Raw genomic sequence first — 19,272 nt, 5'->3', positions numbered from 1 at the left:
GACGTTTTGGGTCGGCTTACGCCACTGGACGTGCTGGAGACTCCGTACTTTGAGGCTCTAGCGCGAGCGCGAAGACCGTTTCTCTGGCTTCGGGCGGTCCCCATAGGCTGGGAGCACCGGTCGTCCGCCGGCGGAGCGTATTACGACATGTGTTTTTCGGCTTGGTGCTTTTTCAGTTGTTGTTTGGCGGGGCAATCGTACTCGCACGCGGGGCAGCTGCCCTGGCTGGACTTTTTCAAATGCCGGTACAACACGAACCCGGCGCCACCAATGATGGCAATGACGATAACGCTATTAATCAGGATTGACATGGACAAGCGCTCCTTTTTAAATGAATAGCGACCCGACCTGGAAGATGATCATCGCAACCAGGTAGGCAATCACCGTGTTGGAGACCACGGAATAAACGGCCCACTTGGTCGAATTGGTTTCGGCCTTGATTGTTGCCAAGGTGGCGAAACAGGGCGCGTAAATCAGAATGAAGACCAGGACGGCGTAGGCAGACAACGGGGTGAACAGGGAACTGAAGGTGGCGATCAAACCGGTTTGACCACTCAAATGAAAGAGCACAATCATGCTGGAACTGATGACTTCCTTGGCCAGGATTCCAGTCATGAGCGCGCTGATTGTTTGCCACGAGGTGATGCCGATTGGGGCAAAGACGGGCAGGACGAAGCGGCCAATCATGGCGGAGAAACTCTGGTCGATGTTGGTCACCACGCCGGCCGGTCCCAGGTTGGACAGCAGCCAGATGAGCACGGTCCCGCCAAAGATGACGGTGCCGGCCTTGCGGATGAAGCCCTTGCCCTTTTCCCAGGTGCCCATGGCGATGATGTCCGGCCGGGGCATGTGGTACTTGGGCAATTCAATAATGAAGACGGAATTTTCTTTAACTTTGAACACCCACTGATAAATCTTGGCCATGAACAGCGCCAGCGCAATCCCCAGGAAATAGAGGGAGAGCACGATTAGCGCCTGGTTCCGGTCGAAGAAGGCGGCGACGAACAGCCCATAGATGGGGAGCCGGGCCGAGCAACTCATAAACGGCGAAATCAGCGTGGTGACCAGCCGTTCCTTGGGTTGCTCAATCGTGCGCGCGGCCATGATGCCCGTGACATTACAGCCGAAGCCGATAATCAGCGGAATGAAGGCCTTACCGTTGAGCCCAATCAGTTGCATCAGCCGGTCGGTCACCAGCGCGGCGCGGGCCATGTACCCAGAATCTTCCAGAATGGAAATGCACGCGAACAACACGAAAATTTGGGGAATGAAGCTGAGCACGCCCCCAACGCCGGCGATGATGCCGTCAACGATTAGGGATTTCAGAAAGGGCATCGCCCCAACGCTGGTCAGAAAGTGACTGGCGGTCGCGGACAGTGGCCCGGAGATAAAGGCGTCCATCACGTCCGACAGTGGCGTTCCAATCCAGTCGAAGGACAGCTTGAACATTAACAGGAATATACCCACGAAAATGGGGAGCCCCAACAGGGGATGGGTAACGATGCGGTCAATCTTCGCCGTCAAATTGGCGTTGGAGACCTCGTGTAGATACTTGGTCGTGGCCGTCAGCGTTTCATCAATGAAGGCCAGTCGCGTTTGAAATATTTGTTCCTCAAAGTCCTGTTTATCATAGGCGTCCTGTTGCGTCAGGAGTGGCTTGAGTTGGTGCTTGCTGGCGTAGCGGCGGACGATTTGGTTACGGTTCATGAACTGAATGGCCAGCCAGTTGGCAAAGGTCGGCGTCAGTTGATAGTCGGCGACCAGCTGTTGGGTGGCCGTGGCGATGGCGTCCTGAACCGCGGCGGGATAGGCCAAGTGTAGCGGCGCGGTCGTTTCCGGCGGCGTGGCCAACAGTTCTTGGCGGAGTTGGTCCAGCCCCGATTTCTTCCGAGCGTTGGTAGCGCGGACCTGACAGCCCAAGCGTTTCGCCAGCTCGTCGAAGTCGTAGGTGACCCCGTTTGCTTTCAAATCATCAATCATGTTTAAGGCGAGCACCACCGGGCGGCCGAACTCCAACAGCTCAATGGAGAGCAGCAGGTTGCGTTTCAGCTGACTGGCGTTGGTGACGTTTAAAATCATGTCGGGCGAGTCGTTTAGCAAATAGTTGCAGGCGACGGCCTCGTCCTTGGTGATTGGCGTGAGGGAATAGATGCCGGGGAGGTCGACCACCACCATTTCAGAGTGGCGAATCTTTCCCATCTTCTTATCAACGGTGACCCCTTCCCAATTACCAACGTAGGCATATTTATCGGTCAGTTCGTTAAATAGCGTGGTCTTGCCAGTATTTGGATTTCCTAAGAGGGCAACGGTTGTCATGCTAGTGCCCCCCTAAGAGTGCTTCGAAAACAACGTAGCGAATCCCAACTTTCTGCTGATCGAATTCAACGATGACGGGGCCGTGAAACGGATATTGCCGGAGCACGGTCAGCTGGCTGCCAGGGTGAATGCCGAGGTTATGTAGTCGGTGAGCGGTCTGGCCATCAAGGGTCGCCATCTGTTCGACAGTTACGATTGGATAGGCTGATTCTGAATAACGGAGTTGCATTATCATCAGGCCTTTCAAATTAAGTCTTTAAACGGGTTTTGCTGGTTAAATATTGTCGTTGGTTTCGCCTCCGGCAGGGTGAAAACTGAGCCGTGACGCTGTGGGCGAGCGCGTGAAGCCTGGGGAGCGGTATCCAGGCTTACTTTGAGCCTCAAGGTACGAGTCTCAAAGATATCAGTTGCCTAAGCGGTAAACCGCTAAGGCAACTCCCACGGCTGAGCTCATTTTCACCCTGCCTGCGGCTGACACTGGTTTAACCAGCACCGGGTTGATACTGGTGTGCCAGTGATTTCGCCTTCAACAAGCTGAAGCTGGCTCGGAACGCTGTGGGCGGACACCCAGAGCCGAAGAGCGGTCTCTGGGATGCTTTGAACCTCTGAGGGGCGAGTTTCAAAGACACCAATGTTCTAACCCGCAAAGAGCGCGGCTAAGAACATTCCCACGGCTGAAGCCATTTTCACCCTGCCTGCGGCTAACACTGGTTTAACCAGCACCGGGTTGCGTGTCATTTGTTTGCCACTGTTTTTCCGGTTCTGCCGCAATCATATAGGTGAGACAGGTTTAATCAGCAAGCTTATGTTTTTCATCATTTAAGTAACCAGCTGCGCGATGGTTAAGCTGCCATCAAATTATGTGATAGAAGCGCACAGCCGGAATAATAGTTAAGTGATAGAGGAAGGAACACGGCCAACCAATGGAATGGTCAGCTACCCATCAACTGCAGAAACCGCCTTGGTGACGGGCCAAACTAGTCTTAGCCGCAGGGCTGGTGAAAATGGGCTCAGCCGTGGGAATTGCCTTAGTGGCGTTAGCCGCTTAGGCAATTGCTATCTTTGAGACGCGGTTCTCAGCGGCTCAAAGTAAGTTCGGAGACCGCCTCTTGGCTCCGGACGGGCGCCCACAGCGTCACGGCCCATTTTCACCAGCCCGGAGGCGCTGCTAAAAGACTTTGACCCAGACACCAAGAGCAGGTTAATGCATTTGATGGGTCTAGCTTACCATGTAAGCACTTTCACATATATTAGGGAAATTCCTAATATTATTCCAGGAATATTCTGCCTATAATAATGTCAAGCGCTTACAAAGGGCGGTCTAAAGCGGAATAGCCCCAGGCATAAAATTGCACACTTTCCGGAATATGCGGGCATAATTTGTGAAAACCGCACAAGACCGCAATGAAAAACGCCACAACAGTGAATTTCATAACTAACGGAGGTTGATGGATAATGGCAACACTAGAAATTAAAGACTTACACGTTGAAGTGACCGATGAAGAAAATCAAACGGCTAAGGAAATCTTAAAAGGGGTTAACTTAACCATGAAGACTGGTGAAATCCACGCCATCATGGGGCCTAACGGTACCGGGAAATCAACGTTGTCTCAGACAATCATGGGCCAGCCATCTTACCACGTTACCCAAGGTGATATTCTCTTGAACGGCGAGAGCATCGTGGACATGCCAGTTGATGAGCGGGCACGTAAAGGCCTGTTCTTAGGCATGCAATACCCCGCTGAAATCCAAGGGGTCACGAACGCTGAATTCCTGCGCGCCGCCGTTAACGCTCGGCGGGCCAAGGACGACCAGATTTCCGTCATGGATTTCTTAAAGATGTTAGATAAGAACTTAGCGATTTTGGACATGAGTGAAGCCATGACAGAACGTTACTTGAACGAAGGCTTCTCCGGTGGGGAAAAGAAACGGAACGAAATTCTCCAACTCTTGATGATTCAACCATCCTTTGCCCTGCTGGATGAAATTGATTCCGGACTGGACATCGATGCCCTGAAGGTCGTTTCCAAAGGGGTCAACGCCATGCGCGGCGACAACTTCGGTTCCATGATCATCACCCACTACCAACGCCTGTTGAACTACATTGTGCCTGACGTGGTCCACATCATGATGGGTGGCCGCATCGTTAAGACCGGGGATGCCTCATTGGCTAAGCGGTTGGAAAAGGAAGGCTACGCCGGTTTGCGGGACGACTTGGACATTGACGTGGCACTCGTGGATGAAAACTAGGGGGTGGCAAGATTGGATACCATGCAAACGCAAACGCAAGCGGCAACGGCTGTTCAAACTGCTGCCCAGCAACACAATGAACCCAGCTGGCTGATCAACAAGCGGTTGGCGGCACTAGACCAAATGGCCGACTTACCCATGCCATTGGTCCAACGGTTCAACTACCGCGACTGGGAATTGATGCCCGGTAACCTGCAGTGGGCCGATTCCAAACGGGACCTCGCGCAAGTCGCAGACGGACCCGTTCAAATCGTGCAGGTGGGCCAGACCACGGTGCGGGTCAATTTACCAGAGAAGCTCCAGGAACAAGGCGTGGTGCTGACCGACTTCTTCACGGCGGTCAAGGACTACCCGGACTTGGTTCAGGAAGCCTTTATGACCAAGGCCATGAAGGCTAACGAAAACCGCTTGGCCAGCTACCACACGGCCTACTTGAACGCCGGGGTCTTCCTCTACGTACCCAACAATGTTGTGATCAGTGAACCGATTGACATCCAATTGATTCAAGACAACACGTTGGACCAACCGTTGAACTCGCACGTGCTGGTCGTTGCCGGCCGCAATACGGAAGTCTCCGTCAGCCAACACCTGACCACAGTTGGTGAGAACGCCAACTTGGCCAACTGTCTGATGGAGGTCATTGCCGACGAGAACAGTCACGTCACGGTCGCCACGTTGGATGAACTGGGACGCAAGACGATGGCCTACGTGGAACGTCGGGCCTACGCCGCCGACAACGCGTCCGTTAACTGGGCGGTCGGCTTCATGAACGAAGGCAACACGATTGGGAACTTTGATACCGAATTGAACGGTGTCGGTTCCCGCGCGGATGCCAAGGTAATAGCCATCACCGACCACGACCAACGGATGGGTGTGAACACCAAAATCACCAACCGCGGGAAGCACACCAACGGGAATATCCTGCAACGCGGGGTCATCCTGGAAGATTCCGAATTGGTTTACAACGGGATCGGCGACATCATTCACGGCGCTGCCGGCTCCGAAGCCGAACAGGAAAATCGCTTACTGATGATGTCCAGCAACGCCCACGGGAACGCCAACCCGATTCTCTTGATCGATGAAAATGACGTCATGGCCGGCCACGCCGCTAGTGTGGGTCAGGTCGACGAACAACAACTCTACTACTTGATGAGTCGGGGCATTCGGCGGGAGACCGCGGAACGCTTGGTTATCCGGGGCTTTCTGGGGGCCGTCTTGAGCGCAATTCCGGCCAAGGCCGTTCGGAGCCAGTTAGTTGATATCATTGAAAGGAAACTTGAAAATGGCCGCTAAAAATTTAGATGTACGCCAAGATTTTCCCATCTTGGATCAAAAAGTAAATGATGAACAACTGGTTTATTTGGACAATGCCGCGACGGCCCAACGCCCCACGGCGGTCACCGATAGCCTGGTGCACTTCTACCAAACGGACAACGCCAACGTTCACCGTGGCGTTCACACGTTAGCCGAACGGGCCACGGAAGACTACGAAAATGCCCGGCGGAAGGTGCAAAAATTTATCAACGCCGCCGAACCCGAAGAAGTGATTTTCACCAAGGGGACGACCGATGGCCTGAACCTGGTCGCCAGCACCTATGGCGAGGCCAACATTCAGGCAGGCGATGAAATCGTGATTTCCATCATGGAGCATCATAGCAACCTGATTCCGTGGCAACAGCTGGCCATCAAGAAACACGCCACGCTGAAGTACATTGGCTTGACGGCCGATGGCGAACTCGACATGGCCGATGCCGCCGCTCAGATTACCGACAAGACCAAGATTGTGGCCATCGCCCACGCTAGCAACGTGATGGGCGTGATCAATCCGTTGGCCGAGCTGGCAAAATTGGCCCACCAACACGGCGCCATTATAGTGGGTGACGGGGCCCAAGCCGCCCCACATGTGCCCGTCGATGTTCAAGCCCTGGACGTGGATTTCTACGCGTTCTCCGGCCACAAGATGATGGGCCCAACCGGGATTGGGGCCTTGTATGGCAAACGGGCGCTGCTCGAAGCCATGCCACCTTATCAATACGGTGGGGAAATGATTGACTTCGTGCACCAACAGGATAGTACCTGGGCGCAGTTACCCTACAAATTTGAAGCCGGCACGCAAAATATCGCCGGCGCCGTGGGCCTAGGCACCGCGGTAGATTACCTGACGAGCGTGGGCATGACCAACGTCGAAGCCCACGAACAAGCCATTGTCGATTACTTATTACCGAAATTAGTGGCGGACCCCGACCTCGAGGTTTACGGTCCCCACGATCCCGCTAAACATACCGGTGTGATTGCCTTTAACGTGAAGGGCATTCATCCCCACGACATCGCTACGGCGCTGGACATGGAGGGTGTGGCCGTTCGGGCCGGACACCACTGTGCACAGCCGTTGATGACGTACCTCGGGTTGGTTGCGACCGCCCGGGCTAGCTTCTATCTCTACAATACCCAGCAGGACGCTGACCGGTTGTTAGTCGCCCTGGCCGAAACAAAGGAGTTCTTCAACCATGGGGCTGTCAAAGCTTAACAGTTTATACCGGGAAGTTATCCTGGATCACGCGGATCATCCGCGTCACAAACACGATTTACAGACGAGTACGAATACGATTACCTTAAAAAATCCCACTTGTGGGGACGTGATCAATCTTTCCATCAAATTGGATGACCAAGATCAAATCGCGGACATCGGTTTCAGCGGCGACGGCTGTACCATTAGCCAATCGTCCGCCAGCATGATGACCGACGCCGTCATGGGTAAGGACAAAGAAACCGCGCTGCGCATGGCCAAGACCTTTTCCGACATGGTCATGGGCACGAAGCACCCGCAAGCAGACCTCGATGAACTAGGGGATGCCGCCATTTTATCCAGTATCATGAGTTTTCCGGCTCGTATCAAGTGCGCAACGCTAGCTTGGTGGGCCTTACAACGGGCATTACTTGAAGAAGACGCGCCCACAGATGAGGAGGAAGCATAATGTCAGACATGCCAGAAGAAGTGGTCGATGATAAGGACTATGAATTCGGATTCCACGATGATATCAAGCCCGCCTATTCTACGGGCCGGGGCCTGACGGAACAGACCGTGCGGGACATTTCCGCTGCCAAAAAGGAACCTAAGTGGATGCTGGATTACCGGCTGAAGGCTTACGAGATCTACAAGAAGCTGCCGATGCCCAAGTACGGGCCAGACCTGTCCGGCTTGGATTTGAAAGATATGCTGTACTACCAAAAGATGACCGACAAGAAGTACCGGGACTGGGACGATGTGCCCGCTGACCTGAAAAAGACCTTCGATCGGTTAGGGGTTCCCGAGGCCGAACGCCAATACCTGGCCGGCTCCTCTGCCCAGTACGAATCAGAAGTGGTCTACCACAACATGCGCGACGACTTCGCCAAGCTCGGCATCATCTTCACCGATACCGACACGGCCTTGCGCGAATACCCCGAACTGTTCAAGAAGTGGTTTGGCAAATTGGTCAAGCCGACCGACAACAAGTTTGCCGCTTTGAACGCCGCCGTTTGGTCCGGTGGCTCCTTCATTTACGTGCCGAAGGGTGTGCAAACGAAGACGCCGATCCAGTCCTACTTCCGGTTAAACTCCGAAAACTCCGGGCAATTTGAACGGACCTTGATCATCGTTGAACCCGGCGCTCGCGTGGACTACGTGGAAGGCTGTACCGCTCCGAACTACTCGTCGGATAGCCTGCACGCCGCGGTCGTTGAAGTGAACGTGGAAAAGGATGCTTACTGCCGCTACACCACCATTCAGAACTGGTCAAACAACGTCTACAGCCTGGAAACCAAGCGGGCCGCCGCTGCCGAGAACGCCACGATGGAATGGGTCGACGGTAACTTAGGCTCCAAGGTCACCATGAAATACCCCTCCGTTTACCTGAACGGTGAGGGTGCTCGCGGGACGATGTTATCCATCGCCGTTGCCAGCAACAACATTCACCAGGACTCCGGGGCGCGGATGATTCACAACGCCAAGAACACGTCTAGTACCATTGTCTCCAAGTCCATTTCCAAGACCGGGGGCTCGACCGATTACCGCGGAACGGTGCGCTTTGGCCGCCACTCCGATGGGTCCAAGGCTCACGTGGAATGTGACACGATCATCATGGATGACCAGTCCTCGTCCGATACGATTCCGTACAATGAAATTTCTAATGCCAACGTTTCCATGGAACACGAAGCCAAGGTGTCGAAGATTTCTGAGGAACAGCTGTACTACCTGATGAGTCGGGGCATTTCGGAAGCCAAGGCGACGGAAATGATCGTCATGGGCTTCGTGGAACCCTTCACCAAGCAATTACCAATGGAATACGCGGTCGAATTGAACCGCCTGATCAGTTTTGAAATGGAAGGGGCTATCGGCTAGGCCGGAGCTCAAACAAAGGAGGTTCACCACAGATGGATGAAGCAAAACAACTGTCACCGGCTGAGGTCAGCGTCATGCAGGCCTTGGAAATGGTGATCGACCCAGAACTGGGCATTGATTTGGTCAACCTAGGCTTGATCTACGGCGTGCACGTCGATGGCGATTCTTGTGAGGTCGACATGACGTTGACCACGATGGGCTGTCCGCTGAGTAACGCGCTGGATGCAGCGATTATTCAGGTGGTCACGGCCGTTGAAGGTATCGAACACTGTGACATTAAGTTGATTTGGGAACCGGCGTGGAACATGGGCATGATGACCCGCTACGCCAAGGTAGCTTTAGGCATTCATGAATAGGGTGAGTTGATATGAATATTGGCATCTTTGTGGCTCGCCGCAAGGCCCTCAAGATTTCGCAGGTCAAGCTGTGTACGGGAATTTGCACGCAGGCGACGCTCAGTAAATTTGAAAATAATAACCGCGTTCCGTCGCTGTCGATTCTCAGCAAGCTGTGCGTGCGCTTGGGGCTCACGGTGGATGACCTCTACCAGGAAAGTGCGGAGACTGCGGTGCAGTTGCGGCACGACCTGGACAATATTGAAAAGGAACTGATGATGGAGAATTATCAGTGCGTTTTGAAACGGTTGGCGAAATTCAAGCCCAACCAAATTGATGAGATCAACGTAAAGATGCAGTTCTGTTACCTGCGTGGGTGTGTGAATGCGCTGGTCAATCAACAACCGGACAAGATTCTCTTCGACTTCGCGCAGATTTTAAACGACCTGGACGAACGTCACCAAACGATTTTTACCCAGCTAGCCTTTCTGGGATCGGGCATTATGTACGCGCGGCACCAGGAGACCCAGCAGGCGGACTTCTACTTTGACAAGGTCTATCAGCACATCAAGGCGTACCACCCGGACGACCATCTGGATGAACCCAACCGGTATTACCTGCGGATGTTGACGCTGATCTTCTTCACGGCGGACTTCTATGCGGGCCAGGAAAAGTATCGGCTGAGCAATCAGCTGATCGACACCGGCGTGCAGCTGTGTTCCGACGAGCGGGTCACGTATTACCTGCCCCGCCTGAAGTTCTTGGCCACGCAAAACGCGGTCAACCAAGGCAAGCAACCGGCGACGATTCAACGCCTCATGGATGAGACGCTGGCCTTCACCCGCATCAATCAAAATGAAGTCATCGAAGTTAAGCTGGCGGCGTTGAAGTGTCAATTCAACCGGCAGTTGGCGGAGAATAAATAGGGTTGGTTAGGTGTCAGAACCAACGAAGGAAGGTCGACTTTTTGCGAAAAGTCGGCCTTTTTGGTGTCTGAAGATTAAGTTTGTCCGGAAACTGAAAACGCTTTACTGACAGTATGTTATACTACAACTGTAGTAGGTATCCTGCTAAATGATTGTGACCATGACCAATTAACAGCAGTGAACATAATTTAAAGATTGAACCAAAATAGGACAAGGAGGATGGGCTTTGAATGAGAACGAAAAGTGGATTGATCGTTACTTTGAAAACGCCCCCGTTGCCATTATTTTATTCCAAGAAGATGAGATGCTAGCGTGTAATCAGGCAGCGCGGTGTTTGAAAGAAAAATTGAATTTTGATCCACATTACTTATATGAAATTGGCCACGCGGCGGTCAATCAACAGGGACGACCCGTAACGGATTGCCCAACCTGTGAAATCGCCAAACAGGCACGAGAAGTCGTGGTGCCGGTCCTGGCCGCTGAGGATGACTCGGCGGACGCGGGATACTTGATGTTTTACAAGGCCTTGGACCTGCGACAACATATCTCCTCCTTAACGTTAAAGAGCTGTAGTTCAGTCAATCGGGGACTCCGACTGGCCCAAAATGAAGAAATCAGTCGCTACGTGGTCAAGGCCAACGAGGAAGACCGTCATCAGATTTCGGCAGACCTCCACGACAACGTGGCCCAAGGCTTGTACTTTGCGACGACCGGGGTCAAACGGTTGGCCAACTGTGACCTCAGTCCGGCCGAACGGCAACAACAGGCCGAAGCGATTACTAAACAACTCCAGGCCACCTTGGCCGAGGTCAAGAACATGGCGCTGGCGGTGCGGCCGTCAGTCATGGACGACTTTGGCTTGTTCGCCGCGTTGCGGTCGCTGGCTACCCGCCTGCAGAGCACGACCGGCATTGCGATTTCGGTTGGCGGCAACGCTAAGCCGGAACAGCTATCGTCGGCGATTCAAAGTGCCATGTACCGGGTCGCCCAGGAGGCCATCAACAATGCCGTGAAGCATGCCAACCCGCAGGAGATTATGCTCCTATTAGTTGAGCATAACCACTTCATTACCCTCCAAATTATTGATGACGGGGACGGATTTGACGTGGCTAAACATTCGCAATTTAACGGTCACTCCCTAGGCTTGAGTGATATGCACGAACGCATCAAGTCATTGAGTGGGATTTTCCAGTTGGAATCTACGCCGGGCGTGGGGACCACGGTGTCGGTTAAGTTTCCAGTCTGCACGAGTAAGGGGAGCCTTCAACATGTATAAAGTCTTAGTAGCGGACGACCACGCAATCGTGCGGTCGGGCCTGAAAGCTATCGTGGATGATCAGCCGGATTACCAAGTCGTCGCGGAGGCGGCCAATGGTAATGATACTTTTGTGCGCGCCGGTCAGGGCGATATTGATATGATTATCATGGATTTGAGCATGCCGCCGGGTGAAAGTGGCCTGGTGACGACCAAACGGATTCACAGCCAGTACCCGAAAATTTGGATTTTAATTTTATCGATGCACGGCGAAGAGGATTACGTGGACCAGGCCATTAAGAACGGCGCGTCCGGCTACGTCCTGAAGAGTTCGCCGGATAGCGAGATCATCAATGCCATCACGACCATCGTGAACGGCCGGCATTACGTGGATGAGAACGTGATTCTGCTAAAGTCCGACATCAAAAATATTCTCACGGACGTGGATAAGACCAATCTGTGGGGCCACAGTCCGCTGTCCAAACGGGAGCGGGAAGTCATGCCGCTGGTGGCGTTGGGTTACTCCAACAAGGAAGTGGCGGCTAAGCTGAATATCACGACCAAGACGGTGGAGGCACATAAGGCTAGTATTATGCGGAAATTAGATTTGACGTCGCACGTCGAGCTAGTCCGCTACGCCATCCACCACAAGTTAATCGAGTTCTAAACAGGCGTTTCTGGCGCCTCCGGGCTGGTGAAAACTGGGCCTGGTCGCTGTGGGCAGTTGTCGTTCCCGGCGGCGGATTCAAGGTGCCCTGCTGTGGGGCCGGTTCCAGCCTGAGAAGCGGGCTTCCACCTCAACTTTGAGCCTGAGGGCGGTCTCAAAGGTTGTCCCATGGAACTAGGCTGGGAAAGAACCCCAGCCAAGTCCATCGACACAGCTGGTCACCTTGATCCGCCTCTGGTCACTGAGACTGACCACGCTTGGTCCATTTTCACCAGTCCTGCGGCTGACACTGCTTTAGAACAAACTGACGATTGTCGTTTGTGTTGGTAGCTTCAATTAAATGTGTCTATCAAAATCCTCAATCAGGGTGGTTACTCTGGTTGGGGATTTTTTAATGGTGTAGGTTAGACTGAGCACGGATTCAAGATGCCCTGCTGTGGGGTCGGTTCCAGCCGAGGAGCGGGCTTCCACCTCAACTTTGAGCCTGAGGAGCGGTCTCAAAGGTTGTCCCATGGGCTAGGCTGGGAAAAGACTCCAGCCAAGACCATCGCCACAGCCGGGCACCTTGGCACGCCTCTGGTCACTCCCACGACCGGTCCAGTTTTCCCAGCCCTGCGGCTGACACGGGTTTGGAACTGAAACTTGTGGTTCTGGTTAAGGGTGTCGGTTTTGGTTTGGTAGGATTAGACAGAATAATATTTTAAAATAACTACCTATGTAAAAAGTGCGTTCAGGTTTGAGCCTGAGTGCGCTTTAATTTTTAGGACGATTCCGAATCAAATATTTAATGATTCTGTAAATGCTCTCGCCAATAAGGGACACAAACCAGAGACTAAAGTAAATGCCGCTGAGTATTGAGGCGATTAGGCTTAAGATGTTCAGCTTGATTGCTACCAGCTCTAATATGGCAAAAGGGATAAAGAGTGCGTTTAGCAGCTTAAACCATTTAGAGTAGGTGTCAAAAATGTTAACTGGTTTCATGTAAAGATCCCCCGCTGCAGTTATCTAGGTTACGAAGAGTATAGTCCTAGACTAGTGGTGACAGTCGCTGATTTGCTGAAGGTTACGTCAATAAGGTTAGAATCTTTTACAAACGTAAAGGCCCCGAGAATTTTCTCGAGGCCTTGTGTGTGTTTAGTTAGTCGTTATTCGTAAAGGTATAGCGTGAAGGAAATCTGGCCATTTGTCAGGTTACCGCTAGCCGTTGGGTATAAAACGTAGGTTGTATCGTGGTTGGCAACTAGCGCCTTCTCAACGTTGGCGACAATTTTGAGGCCCAGTTGGCCCTGGCCCATCGTTTCCAATTTGGCGTTGTGGTGCTGCGGGTCAATCGCCGCTGCTAGATTTGTGATAGCTGGGAGATTGACCGTCGTAATTTTATCGGCGTCTAAGTTCTTGATCCGCACAAGCTGGATGACGGCAGCCATGGACATCTGGTCGGGCGTCAGGTGATTGGACATGTAGTAATCGTACATCATTGCGAGGTGGTTATTGTTTTCATAACCATCCTTTTGCAACTGCTTAATGGCAAAAACCTCGAGCTGATTCTGGTCGGTGGCGTTCAGGGCCGTTGAGAGGCTGAGTCCATCGGTGGTGAGCACCTGCTTGCGGTAAGTTCCGGACTTTAGAAAGCCGTGCCAAATCCAGCCCGCGGTCCGTTTGTTCTTACTGACCACGTAGTAGTAACGGGCCACGTGGGTGCCATGCTGGAGTAGCGCCGTCTTTTGGGCGACCCAGGTCGTGTGCGGAAAGTATTTCGTATTATGTAGTTTGGCCGTGTGCTGTTGATTCCACAAATAATGCGTCTGGGTATCCCGGTTATGGTAGTAGGATGGCCGCGACAGGCTGTAGCTGTCGGTCGTCACGTACTGGCTCGCGTGCGCCGCGGTTGGCAATAGTAGGATAGCAGACAGTGTTAAAACGGTTAAGATAACGATCTTTTTGAACATATAATCCCCTCCACTGCCTAGTATACCAGTCTGTCGTTTGATGTGAGAGATAATTCAATTAACGTTCAATCAGTCCAGCATATTATGAGTTGCTTTTAAATTTCACACCCGGTATAGTCGGGATTAACTGAAAAAGACACTAGGGGTGCCAGTCGGCTGAGATGGACACGTGCCAATCCCTTTGAACCTGTTGAGCTAAGACTCGCGTAGGAAAGTGGTCGGTCTGCTGGAAATGCCAGGGGAGCTGTCGTCGTGGGGAACGGGGCTTTTTTGGTGAATTTGCAGTAGGAGTGTGACGAGAATGTCCAAGAAAGTGTATCCAATGACGCTGACCGCCATGTTGGTGGCGTTGGCCGTGATCGGCGGGAGTGTGTTTTCCTTTACGATTGGAGTCGCCAAGGTTGCCCCGGTTCAGCATTTGATTGACGTGGTCTCCGGCGTCTTATTGGGGCCGTGGTGGGCCTTGGCCCAAGCCTTTTTGACCTCGGTGATTCGCAATATCATGGGGACGGGCACGGTGCTGGCCTTTCCCGGCAGTATGATTGGCGCGTTTCTAAGCGGCTGGCTCTTCCAGAAAACCGGAAAGCTCCTGGCCGGCGTCTGCGGCGAACTGCTGGGGTCGGGCGTGATTGGCGCCTTTGTGGCCTATCCCGTGGCCGCCTGGTTGATGGGCACGACCGGGGCCGTCTGGCTGTTTCTACCGAGTTTCTTTATGAGTGCCTTGGTCGGGGTTATCTTGGCCTACGCGCTCCTGAAGAGCATGTGGTCGACCGTGATTGCGCCACGATTGGATAAGCTTCAGGGCAAGTAAATGGGTACAAAGTTGTAAAAGTGAGTCCAGCATTCACCTCACAACGTTGTCCCAAGTGTGGGATGGTTGAGAAAACCAACCGGCATCACGATGCACATGAGTATTGGTGTCAACAATGCCAGTATCGTTGTAACGATGACCGATTAGGAGCAATGAACATCGAGATGTTGGGTCAAGAGTGGTTGAGTGGCGTCAAGCACCCAAAAATTAAGAAGCTAACAGCTATTGGGTAGATCCTGATAGTTAAACGGGTAGCCGTCAATTACCCGATGATGTTGCCACTACAAGTAGGAGTGTCTTAACAGGGCATGTTGGACTACTGTGTCGCCAGACACGTGAGCGACAAGCCTCTGAATTCATTCAGGGGCAATTGACTTACATAGAGTTAATAATCTCTTTTCGTTTTGGGTTCAGCACCTAAAGAATACCAGGGATTATCTTCTCTGTGTATACATAAGATTCAAAAAAGGACTGTTCCGAGAAATCATTGATTTCTCGGAACAGTCCTTTTCAATACATGAGTTAGGAGTTTTGTCCCAGCCCCCTTCGCTTACTTGCGGGTTAAGACGCTGACACTTAATTTTGGTTTGTATTGCAGTTGATAGGTGTGGCCGGCGCGAGACTTAAAGGCTTTCCCGGCCTTACGCGTCCCGTACTTTTGTAGCTTCAACGTCTTCCCCTGACGCTGGAGTTTGGTGTAGGCCCACGTTTTCTCAACGCTGTCGTAGGACCGCAAGCGGTAGGCCTGACCGACTTTCTTGTAGGCCAGGCGATTGCCGCCATAATCGTGGGTGCCGTAGTCGTACATCACATACAACCACTTGGGAATCAAAATCATCGCGTTGTTTGTGATCTCCGTGGTATCGTGCCCCATGTGTTGCACGCGTGGCTTGGCGTACCAGACACCGCGCAGTTGTTTCGGTGTGCCGGGCGTCCATTTGGCTTTGGCCTGAGCTTGCGCCATGGTGGCTTCCCCGCAACCGAGCGCTAGCCCCAAGACAACGATGGCTCCTGTTATAAATTTGTTCATAAATAATCCCCTCCGATACCGCCTATTATACCAGAATGGCTGATTAACCGGGAATATGAGGGATGGTGGTCTTTTCCGCGCAAAAGTTTTAAACTTTTACGTAGGAGGTTTTGCGGAGTGAAAGAGCAAGCAAAGTTGTCAAAAAAGACCATCTTGTTGATGGCAGTCGTGACGGGGGTCATTGTGGCCAACCTGAACTTCATTCAACCGATTGAAAATCTAATTGCGGCGGACTTCAACCTGTCCAAGGCAGTCGTCGGCATGCTGGCGATGGTCACGCAGCTGGGGTATGCCTTTGGCCTATTACTGATTGTGCCACTGGGTGACATTTTCGACCGGTATCGGTTGATTCAATTCATGATGGTGTTATCCATTCTTTCCTTATTATTAGCGCATTGGGCGCCAAATGCCGGCGTTTTTGCGATTGCCACGGGGCTGGTCGGCATCACCTCAGTGGCGCCCCAGATCATCATCCCGTATGCCGGGTACTTGGCGCCGGGACTTCAACGGGGGAAAGTTTTAGGCATCGTCTTGAGTGGCCTGTTGACGGGGATTCTCCTGTCGCGGTCCTTTAGCGGATTGCTAGGGAGCATCATGCCCTGGCAGGACATCTACCTGGTAGCGGCGGCCATTGATCTGGTTTTCCTGGTCATCGTGCATTTTCAGTTGCCCCACGACGAACGGGGTCATCAGGATTTGAAATACTGGCCGGTCATTCGCACGCTACCCAAGTTATTTGTGAGTCAAAAGCCGTTACGCGGTGCGGCCATTAATGGTTTTTGCCTGTTTGGCATGTCCAACGTCCTGTGGTCCACGCTAGCCTTTTACCTCGCTGCGCAGTATCACCTGGGCAGTAGCGTGGCCGGATTGCTTGGCCTGCTAGGAATCGCGGGGGTGTTGGCCGCGCCCATGATTGGCACGCTGGTCGATCAGCGGTCACCCCGGTTGACGGTGGGCCTAGGGATGGTCTTCTCCGGCGTCGCCTTCCTGATCTTTTGGCTGGCTGGCCACTGGCTACTGGGGCTCATCGTGGGCATCGTTCTCCTCGACTTGGGAACCCAGTTCAGTCAGGTGTCCTGCCAGGCCATCGTGCAGTCGTTGAATCGCCAACAGAGTAGTCGGAACAATTCCGTCTTCATGTTTAGCTATTTCTTGGGCGGGTCGATTGGGACCTTGTCCGCCACCTGGGCGTGGAGTCACGCCGGCTGGCTGGGCGTTTGCTTGGTGGCTTTGGTGTTCCTGGTTATTGCGGTGGCGGGCCACTTCGTGATTGGCGAGCCGCAAAAATTAGCCACCGACTAGCTTGAATTGGCGGGGGAAACTTGTTTTTGACATCGCCTCCGGGATGGTGAAAATGGGCCGTGACGCTGTGGGCGCGCGTCTGGAGCCAAAGGGCGGTCTCCAGACTTACTTTGAGCCGCTGAGAAACGCGTCTCAAAGATAGCAGTTGCCTAAGCGGGGAACCCGCTAAGGCAACTCCCACGGCTTGGTCCATTTTCACCATCCCTGCGGCTGACACGGGTTTAGCCCGCCATCAAGTTGGTCTGGCTAATTTAGGCGAGCGCCACTCACTTATTCGAGGGGTAGTCTTCTGAAATTATTTTCTAGCAACCGTTAACTTAGCTATAGATATAGAAGCGTTAGAACTCGGCGAAACCTAGCCGAGTTCTTTTTTTACAACAAAGTTGACACCGTGTCACCCGCATGGTATGCTGATACGCGTAATAAGGTGACACGGTGTCACTTTTAACTTGAAAGGAGTCTTTTACATGCCTTCCACGACTTTTAAAAATTTGAATCCTGAAAAAAAGGCGCGCGTGATGGCGGCCTTACTGACGGAATTTTCTAATCATAGCTTGGCCGATGCGCAGGTTGCACGGATCGTGACGGCTGCTGGGATTGCCCGGGGAGCCTTTTATAAATACTTTGATGACCTGACGGATGCCTACCAAACCGTGTATCACGAGGCCTTGGCCGCCGTTCACCGGGACGTTGAGACGACGCCGAGTGGGGTGTTTACGCCGGCGACCTATTATGATGCCGTGGTGGCCTTCGTGGATCAGTTCAATAATAGTCAATATGATGAGTTGATTCGACGGCACTACAGTGAAAATGAAAGTCTGTTGCCCGACCATCCCGTGCCCGTGAGTTTGCCGGCGGCGGATTGGGCGGCGATGGTGCTGAGCCACGCGACAATCAAAGAAATTATGTTACGACCAGCTAACCAGGATGCGGCGTTGACGCGCTTCCAGCAAGCCCTACAGTTACTGGCAGAATAGGAGGCACCACCATGTTTTTAGCACTCAAGGAGATTCGCCACGAGAAGCTGCGTTACGGGCTAATCGTCGGGATGGTCGTCCTGGTCAGCTACCTGGTCTTCGTGTTGAGCGGCCTGGCGTATGGCCTGGCCCAACAAAACACGCAGGCGATTGCGACCTGGGACGCCCAGAAAATTGCGGTGACCAGTGATGCCAACGATAGCCTGGCCCAGTCACTGATGACCAAGCAAACGGCTAATAAGGTGACCCTGACTAGCCATGAAGCCTACATCGGCCAGGCGGGCGTCGTCGCCAAGGCCAAGGGCCAACCGAAGCTGTCCGCCCAATTCCTAGGAATCAACCGCGACCAGTTTATTTACCGTAAACTGGCCGTAACGAGCGGGCACAAGCCGACGACGGCCCGTCAAATCTTGGTCGACGATAGCTTCAAGACCAACGGCTACCACCTGGGCGACCAGGTGAGCTTAGGGGCCACCGGCGGCAAATTTAAAATTGTCGGGTTCACCCACAACGCCAAGCTGAGCGTGGCCCCGGTCATTTACGGGACGCTGAGGACCTGGCGGACGTTGAGCCACGTCACCAGTGATTTTAAGGCTGGCGGGATTGTGTCGAACCGGTCTAATTTTAAGCCTAAGACCAGCGACCTGAAGACCCTCACTATGAGCCAGTTCATTAATAAGTTACCGGGTTATTCGGCCCAGAACACGACCTTTACCTTTATGATTGCCTTCTTGATGGTGATTGCGATGGTCGTCATTGCCGTGTTCCTCTATATTTTAACCATGCAAAAGTTACCCAACTATGCGGTTTTGCGGGCGCAGGGGATTCCGGCAAAGGTGTTGGTCACGACGACCATCAGTCAGGCGCTGATCCTGGTGGTTGGCGGCCTGGTTATCGGGGCCGCCTTGACCGTGGCGACGGTGCTGGTCCTGCCAGCCGGGTTGCCGATGAGCTTTAACGTGCCGCTGCTTGCCGGCGTGACCGGGGGAATTCTCCTGACCGGTGTGCTAGGCGCCTTGATTCCCGTTCGGATTATTTTACACGTTGACCCCGTCAGCGTGATTGGAGGTTAA

Annotated in this window: 19 protein-coding genes and 1 riboswitch; of the genes, 14 read left to right on the top strand and 5 right to left on the bottom strand. The window is 53.1% G+C overall.

The window, feature by feature from the left end:
* Positions 1-140 precede the first annotated feature (140 nt).
* Genes JUF13_RS05930 through JUF13_RS05920 form a run of 3 tightly spaced genes read right to left on the bottom strand, consistent with a single transcriptional unit; the run spans position 141 to position 2,545 of the window.
* Positions 141-311 (bottom strand): FeoB-associated Cys-rich membrane protein, encoded by a 171-nt coding sequence (locus JUF13_RS05930; protein WP_203638415.1) that lies wholly within the window; start codon positions 309-311, stop codon positions 141-143.
* A gap of 16 nt (positions 312-327) precedes the next feature.
* Complete coding sequence (gene feoB / locus JUF13_RS05925; RefSeq protein ID WP_203638413.1) at positions 328-2,316, bottom strand: ferrous iron transport protein B; 1,989 nt, start codon at positions 2,314-2,316, stop codon at positions 328-330.
* A gap of 1 nt (position 2,317) precedes the next feature.
* The gene (locus JUF13_RS05920) at positions 2,318-2,545 is read right to left on the bottom strand and encodes a FeoA family protein (RefSeq protein ID WP_203638411.1); all 228 of its coding nucleotides are present in this window, start codon (positions 2,543-2,545) and stop codon (positions 2,318-2,320) included.
* A 1,226-nt stretch (positions 2,546-3,771) separates the two neighbouring features.
* On the opposite strand from JUF13_RS05920, the gene sufC reads away from it, so the two are divergent.
* From sufC to JUF13_RS05875, 9 genes are all read left to right on the top strand, one after another.
* The gene (gene sufC, locus JUF13_RS05915; protein WP_125764057.1) at positions 3,772-4,566 is read left to right on the top strand and encodes a Fe-S cluster assembly ATPase SufC; all 795 of its coding nucleotides are present in this window, start codon (positions 3,772-3,774) and stop codon (positions 4,564-4,566) included.
* 21 nt (positions 4,567-4,587) lie between these two features.
* Positions 4,588-5,859, top strand: a complete 1,272-nt coding sequence (gene sufD, locus JUF13_RS05910; RefSeq protein ID WP_203638663.1) for a Fe-S cluster assembly protein SufD — start codon at positions 4,588-4,590, stop codon at positions 5,857-5,859.
* Complete coding sequence (locus JUF13_RS05905) at positions 5,849-7,093, top strand: cysteine desulfurase (RefSeq protein ID WP_203638410.1); 1,245 nt, start codon at positions 5,849-5,851, stop codon at positions 7,091-7,093. The genes sufD and JUF13_RS05905 overlap by 11 nt, the downstream gene beginning before the upstream one ends.
* The gene (sufU, locus tag JUF13_RS05900; protein ID WP_125764061.1) at positions 7,074-7,541 is read left to right on the top strand and encodes a Fe-S cluster assembly sulfur transfer protein SufU; all 468 of its coding nucleotides are present in this window, start codon (positions 7,074-7,076) and stop codon (positions 7,539-7,541) included. The genes JUF13_RS05905 and sufU overlap by 20 nt, the downstream gene beginning before the upstream one ends.
* Positions 7,541-8,947 carry a Fe-S cluster assembly protein SufB gene (gene sufB / locus JUF13_RS05895; RefSeq protein ID WP_203638409.1) on the top strand — a complete coding sequence of 469 codons (1,407 nt, stop codon included), beginning with the start codon at positions 7,541-7,543 and terminating at the stop codon, positions 8,945-8,947. The genes sufU and sufB overlap by 1 nt, the downstream gene beginning before the upstream one ends.
* A gap of 32 nt (positions 8,948-8,979) precedes the next feature.
* A complete protein-coding gene (locus JUF13_RS05890) occupies positions 8,980-9,303 on the top strand; it encodes a metal-sulfur cluster assembly factor (protein ID WP_125764065.1) in 324 nt (107 codons plus the stop codon).
* An 11-nt stretch (positions 9,304-9,314) separates the two neighbouring features.
* Positions 9,315-10,208, top strand: a complete 894-nt coding sequence (locus JUF13_RS05885) for a helix-turn-helix domain-containing protein (protein ID WP_203638408.1) — start codon at positions 9,315-9,317, stop codon at positions 10,206-10,208.
* Positions 10,209-10,434: 226 nt separating this feature from the next.
* On the top strand, positions 10,435-11,484 hold the full coding sequence (locus JUF13_RS05880) for a sensor histidine kinase (protein ID WP_203638407.1): 1,050 nt from the start codon (positions 10,435-10,437) through the stop codon (positions 11,482-11,484).
* On the top strand, positions 11,477-12,130 hold the full coding sequence (locus JUF13_RS05875) for a response regulator (RefSeq protein ID WP_125764071.1): 654 nt from the start codon (positions 11,477-11,479) through the stop codon (positions 12,128-12,130). Before JUF13_RS05880 ends, JUF13_RS05875 begins: the two co-directional genes overlap by 8 nt.
* 1,145 nt (positions 12,131-13,275) lie before the next feature.
* Here the strand turns inward: JUF13_RS05875 and JUF13_RS05870 are convergent.
* Positions 13,276-14,079, bottom strand: coding sequence for a hypothetical protein (locus tag JUF13_RS05870; RefSeq protein WP_203638406.1), 804 nt, complete (start codon positions 14,077-14,079; stop codon positions 13,276-13,278).
* A 131-nt stretch (positions 14,080-14,210) separates the two neighbouring features.
* Positions 14,211-14,309, top strand: a riboswitch (TPP riboswitch).
* Positions 14,310-14,380: 71 nt separating this feature from the next.
* Between JUF13_RS05870 and thiW the strand changes: the two genes are divergently transcribed.
* A complete protein-coding gene (gene thiW / locus JUF13_RS05865) occupies positions 14,381-14,890 on the top strand; it encodes an energy coupling factor transporter S component ThiW (protein ID WP_203638405.1) in 510 nt (169 codons plus the stop codon).
* A gap of 20 nt (positions 14,891-14,910) precedes the next feature.
* Positions 14,911-15,123 (top strand): zinc ribbon domain-containing protein, encoded by a 213-nt coding sequence (locus JUF13_RS05860; RefSeq protein ID WP_225893617.1) that lies wholly within the window; start codon positions 14,911-14,913, stop codon positions 15,121-15,123.
* A 317-nt stretch (positions 15,124-15,440) separates the two neighbouring features.
* Here JUF13_RS05860 and JUF13_RS05855 read toward each other — a convergent pair whose 3' ends face one another.
* Entirely contained in the window at positions 15,441-15,920 is a 480-nt protein-coding gene (locus JUF13_RS05855; RefSeq protein WP_203638403.1) for a hypothetical protein, read from the bottom strand.
* A 159-nt stretch (positions 15,921-16,079) separates the two neighbouring features.
* Here JUF13_RS05855 and JUF13_RS05850 point away from each other — a divergent pair, with 159 nt between their 5' ends.
* The 3 genes from JUF13_RS05850 (at position 16,080) to JUF13_RS05840 (ending at position 19,272) form a co-directional block, all read left to right on the top strand.
* Positions 16,080-17,222 (top strand): MFS transporter, encoded by a 1,143-nt coding sequence (locus JUF13_RS05850; RefSeq protein WP_203638661.1) that lies wholly within the window; start codon positions 16,080-16,082, stop codon positions 17,220-17,222.
* A gap of 467 nt (positions 17,223-17,689) precedes the next feature.
* Positions 17,690-18,199 carry a TetR/AcrR family transcriptional regulator gene (locus tag JUF13_RS05845; RefSeq protein WP_203638401.1) on the top strand — a complete coding sequence of 170 codons (510 nt, stop codon included), beginning with the start codon at positions 17,690-17,692 and terminating at the stop codon, positions 18,197-18,199.
* An 11-nt stretch (positions 18,200-18,210) separates the two neighbouring features.
* The gene (locus JUF13_RS05840; protein ID WP_203638399.1) at positions 18,211-19,272 is read left to right on the top strand and encodes an ABC transporter permease; all 1,062 of its coding nucleotides are present in this window, start codon (positions 18,211-18,213) and stop codon (positions 19,270-19,272) included.

The sequence above is a fragment of the Levilactobacillus wangkuiensis genome (genome assembly GCF_016861605.1).
GTDB classification, from domain to species: Bacteria; Bacillota; Bacilli; order Lactobacillales; family Lactobacillaceae; genus Levilactobacillus; species Levilactobacillus wangkuiensis.
Note: the sequence above shows the minus strand (reverse complement) of the source record. Positions and strands in the feature narration are given on the sequence as shown.

Excerpts from the sequence above, each read along its gene's own strand:
- JUF13_RS05855 (WP_203638403.1), bottom strand. The coding sequence starts at position 15,920 with ATGAACAAATTTATAACAGGAGCCATCGTTGTCTTGGGGCTAGCGCTC.
- JUF13_RS05870 (WP_203638406.1), bottom strand. The coding sequence starts at position 14,079 with ATGTTCAAAAAGATCGTTATCTTAACCGTTTTAACACTGTCTGCTATC.
- JUF13_RS05930 (WP_203638415.1), bottom strand. The coding sequence starts at position 311 with ATGTCAATCCTGATTAATAGCGTTATCGTCATTGCCATCATTGGTGGC.
- sufU (WP_125764061.1), top strand. The coding sequence starts at position 7,074 with ATGGGGCTGTCAAAGCTTAACAGTTTATACCGGGAAGTTATCCTGGAT.
- sufB (WP_203638409.1), top strand. The coding sequence starts at position 7,541 with ATGTCAGACATGCCAGAAGAAGTGGTCGATGATAAGGACTATGAATTC.
- feoB (WP_203638413.1), bottom strand. The coding sequence starts at position 2,316 with ATGACAACCGTTGCCCTCTTAGGAAATCCAAATACTGGCAAGACCACG.
- JUF13_RS05890 (WP_125764065.1), top strand. The coding sequence starts at position 8,980 with ATGGATGAAGCAAAACAACTGTCACCGGCTGAGGTCAGCGTCATGCAG.
- JUF13_RS05875 (WP_125764071.1), top strand. The coding sequence starts at position 11,477 with ATGTATAAAGTCTTAGTAGCGGACGACCACGCAATCGTGCGGTCGGGC.
- JUF13_RS05905 (WP_203638410.1), top strand. The coding sequence starts at position 5,849 with ATGGCCGCTAAAAATTTAGATGTACGCCAAGATTTTCCCATCTTGGAT.
- sufC (WP_125764057.1), top strand. The coding sequence starts at position 3,772 with ATGGCAACACTAGAAATTAAAGACTTACACGTTGAAGTGACCGATGAA.
- JUF13_RS05920 (WP_203638411.1), bottom strand. The coding sequence starts at position 2,545 with ATGCAACTCCGTTATTCAGAATCAGCCTATCCAATCGTAACTGTCGAA.
- JUF13_RS05850 (WP_203638661.1), top strand. The coding sequence starts at position 16,080 with ATGGCAGTCGTGACGGGGGTCATTGTGGCCAACCTGAACTTCATTCAA.
- thiW (WP_203638405.1), top strand. The coding sequence starts at position 14,381 with ATGTCCAAGAAAGTGTATCCAATGACGCTGACCGCCATGTTGGTGGCG.
- sufD (WP_203638663.1), top strand. The coding sequence starts at position 4,588 with ATGCAAACGCAAACGCAAGCGGCAACGGCTGTTCAAACTGCTGCCCAG.
- JUF13_RS05885 (WP_203638408.1), top strand. The coding sequence starts at position 9,315 with ATGAATATTGGCATCTTTGTGGCTCGCCGCAAGGCCCTCAAGATTTCG.
- JUF13_RS05845 (WP_203638401.1), top strand. The coding sequence starts at position 17,690 with ATGCCTTCCACGACTTTTAAAAATTTGAATCCTGAAAAAAAGGCGCGC.
- JUF13_RS05840 (WP_203638399.1), top strand. The coding sequence starts at position 18,211 with ATGTTTTTAGCACTCAAGGAGATTCGCCACGAGAAGCTGCGTTACGGG.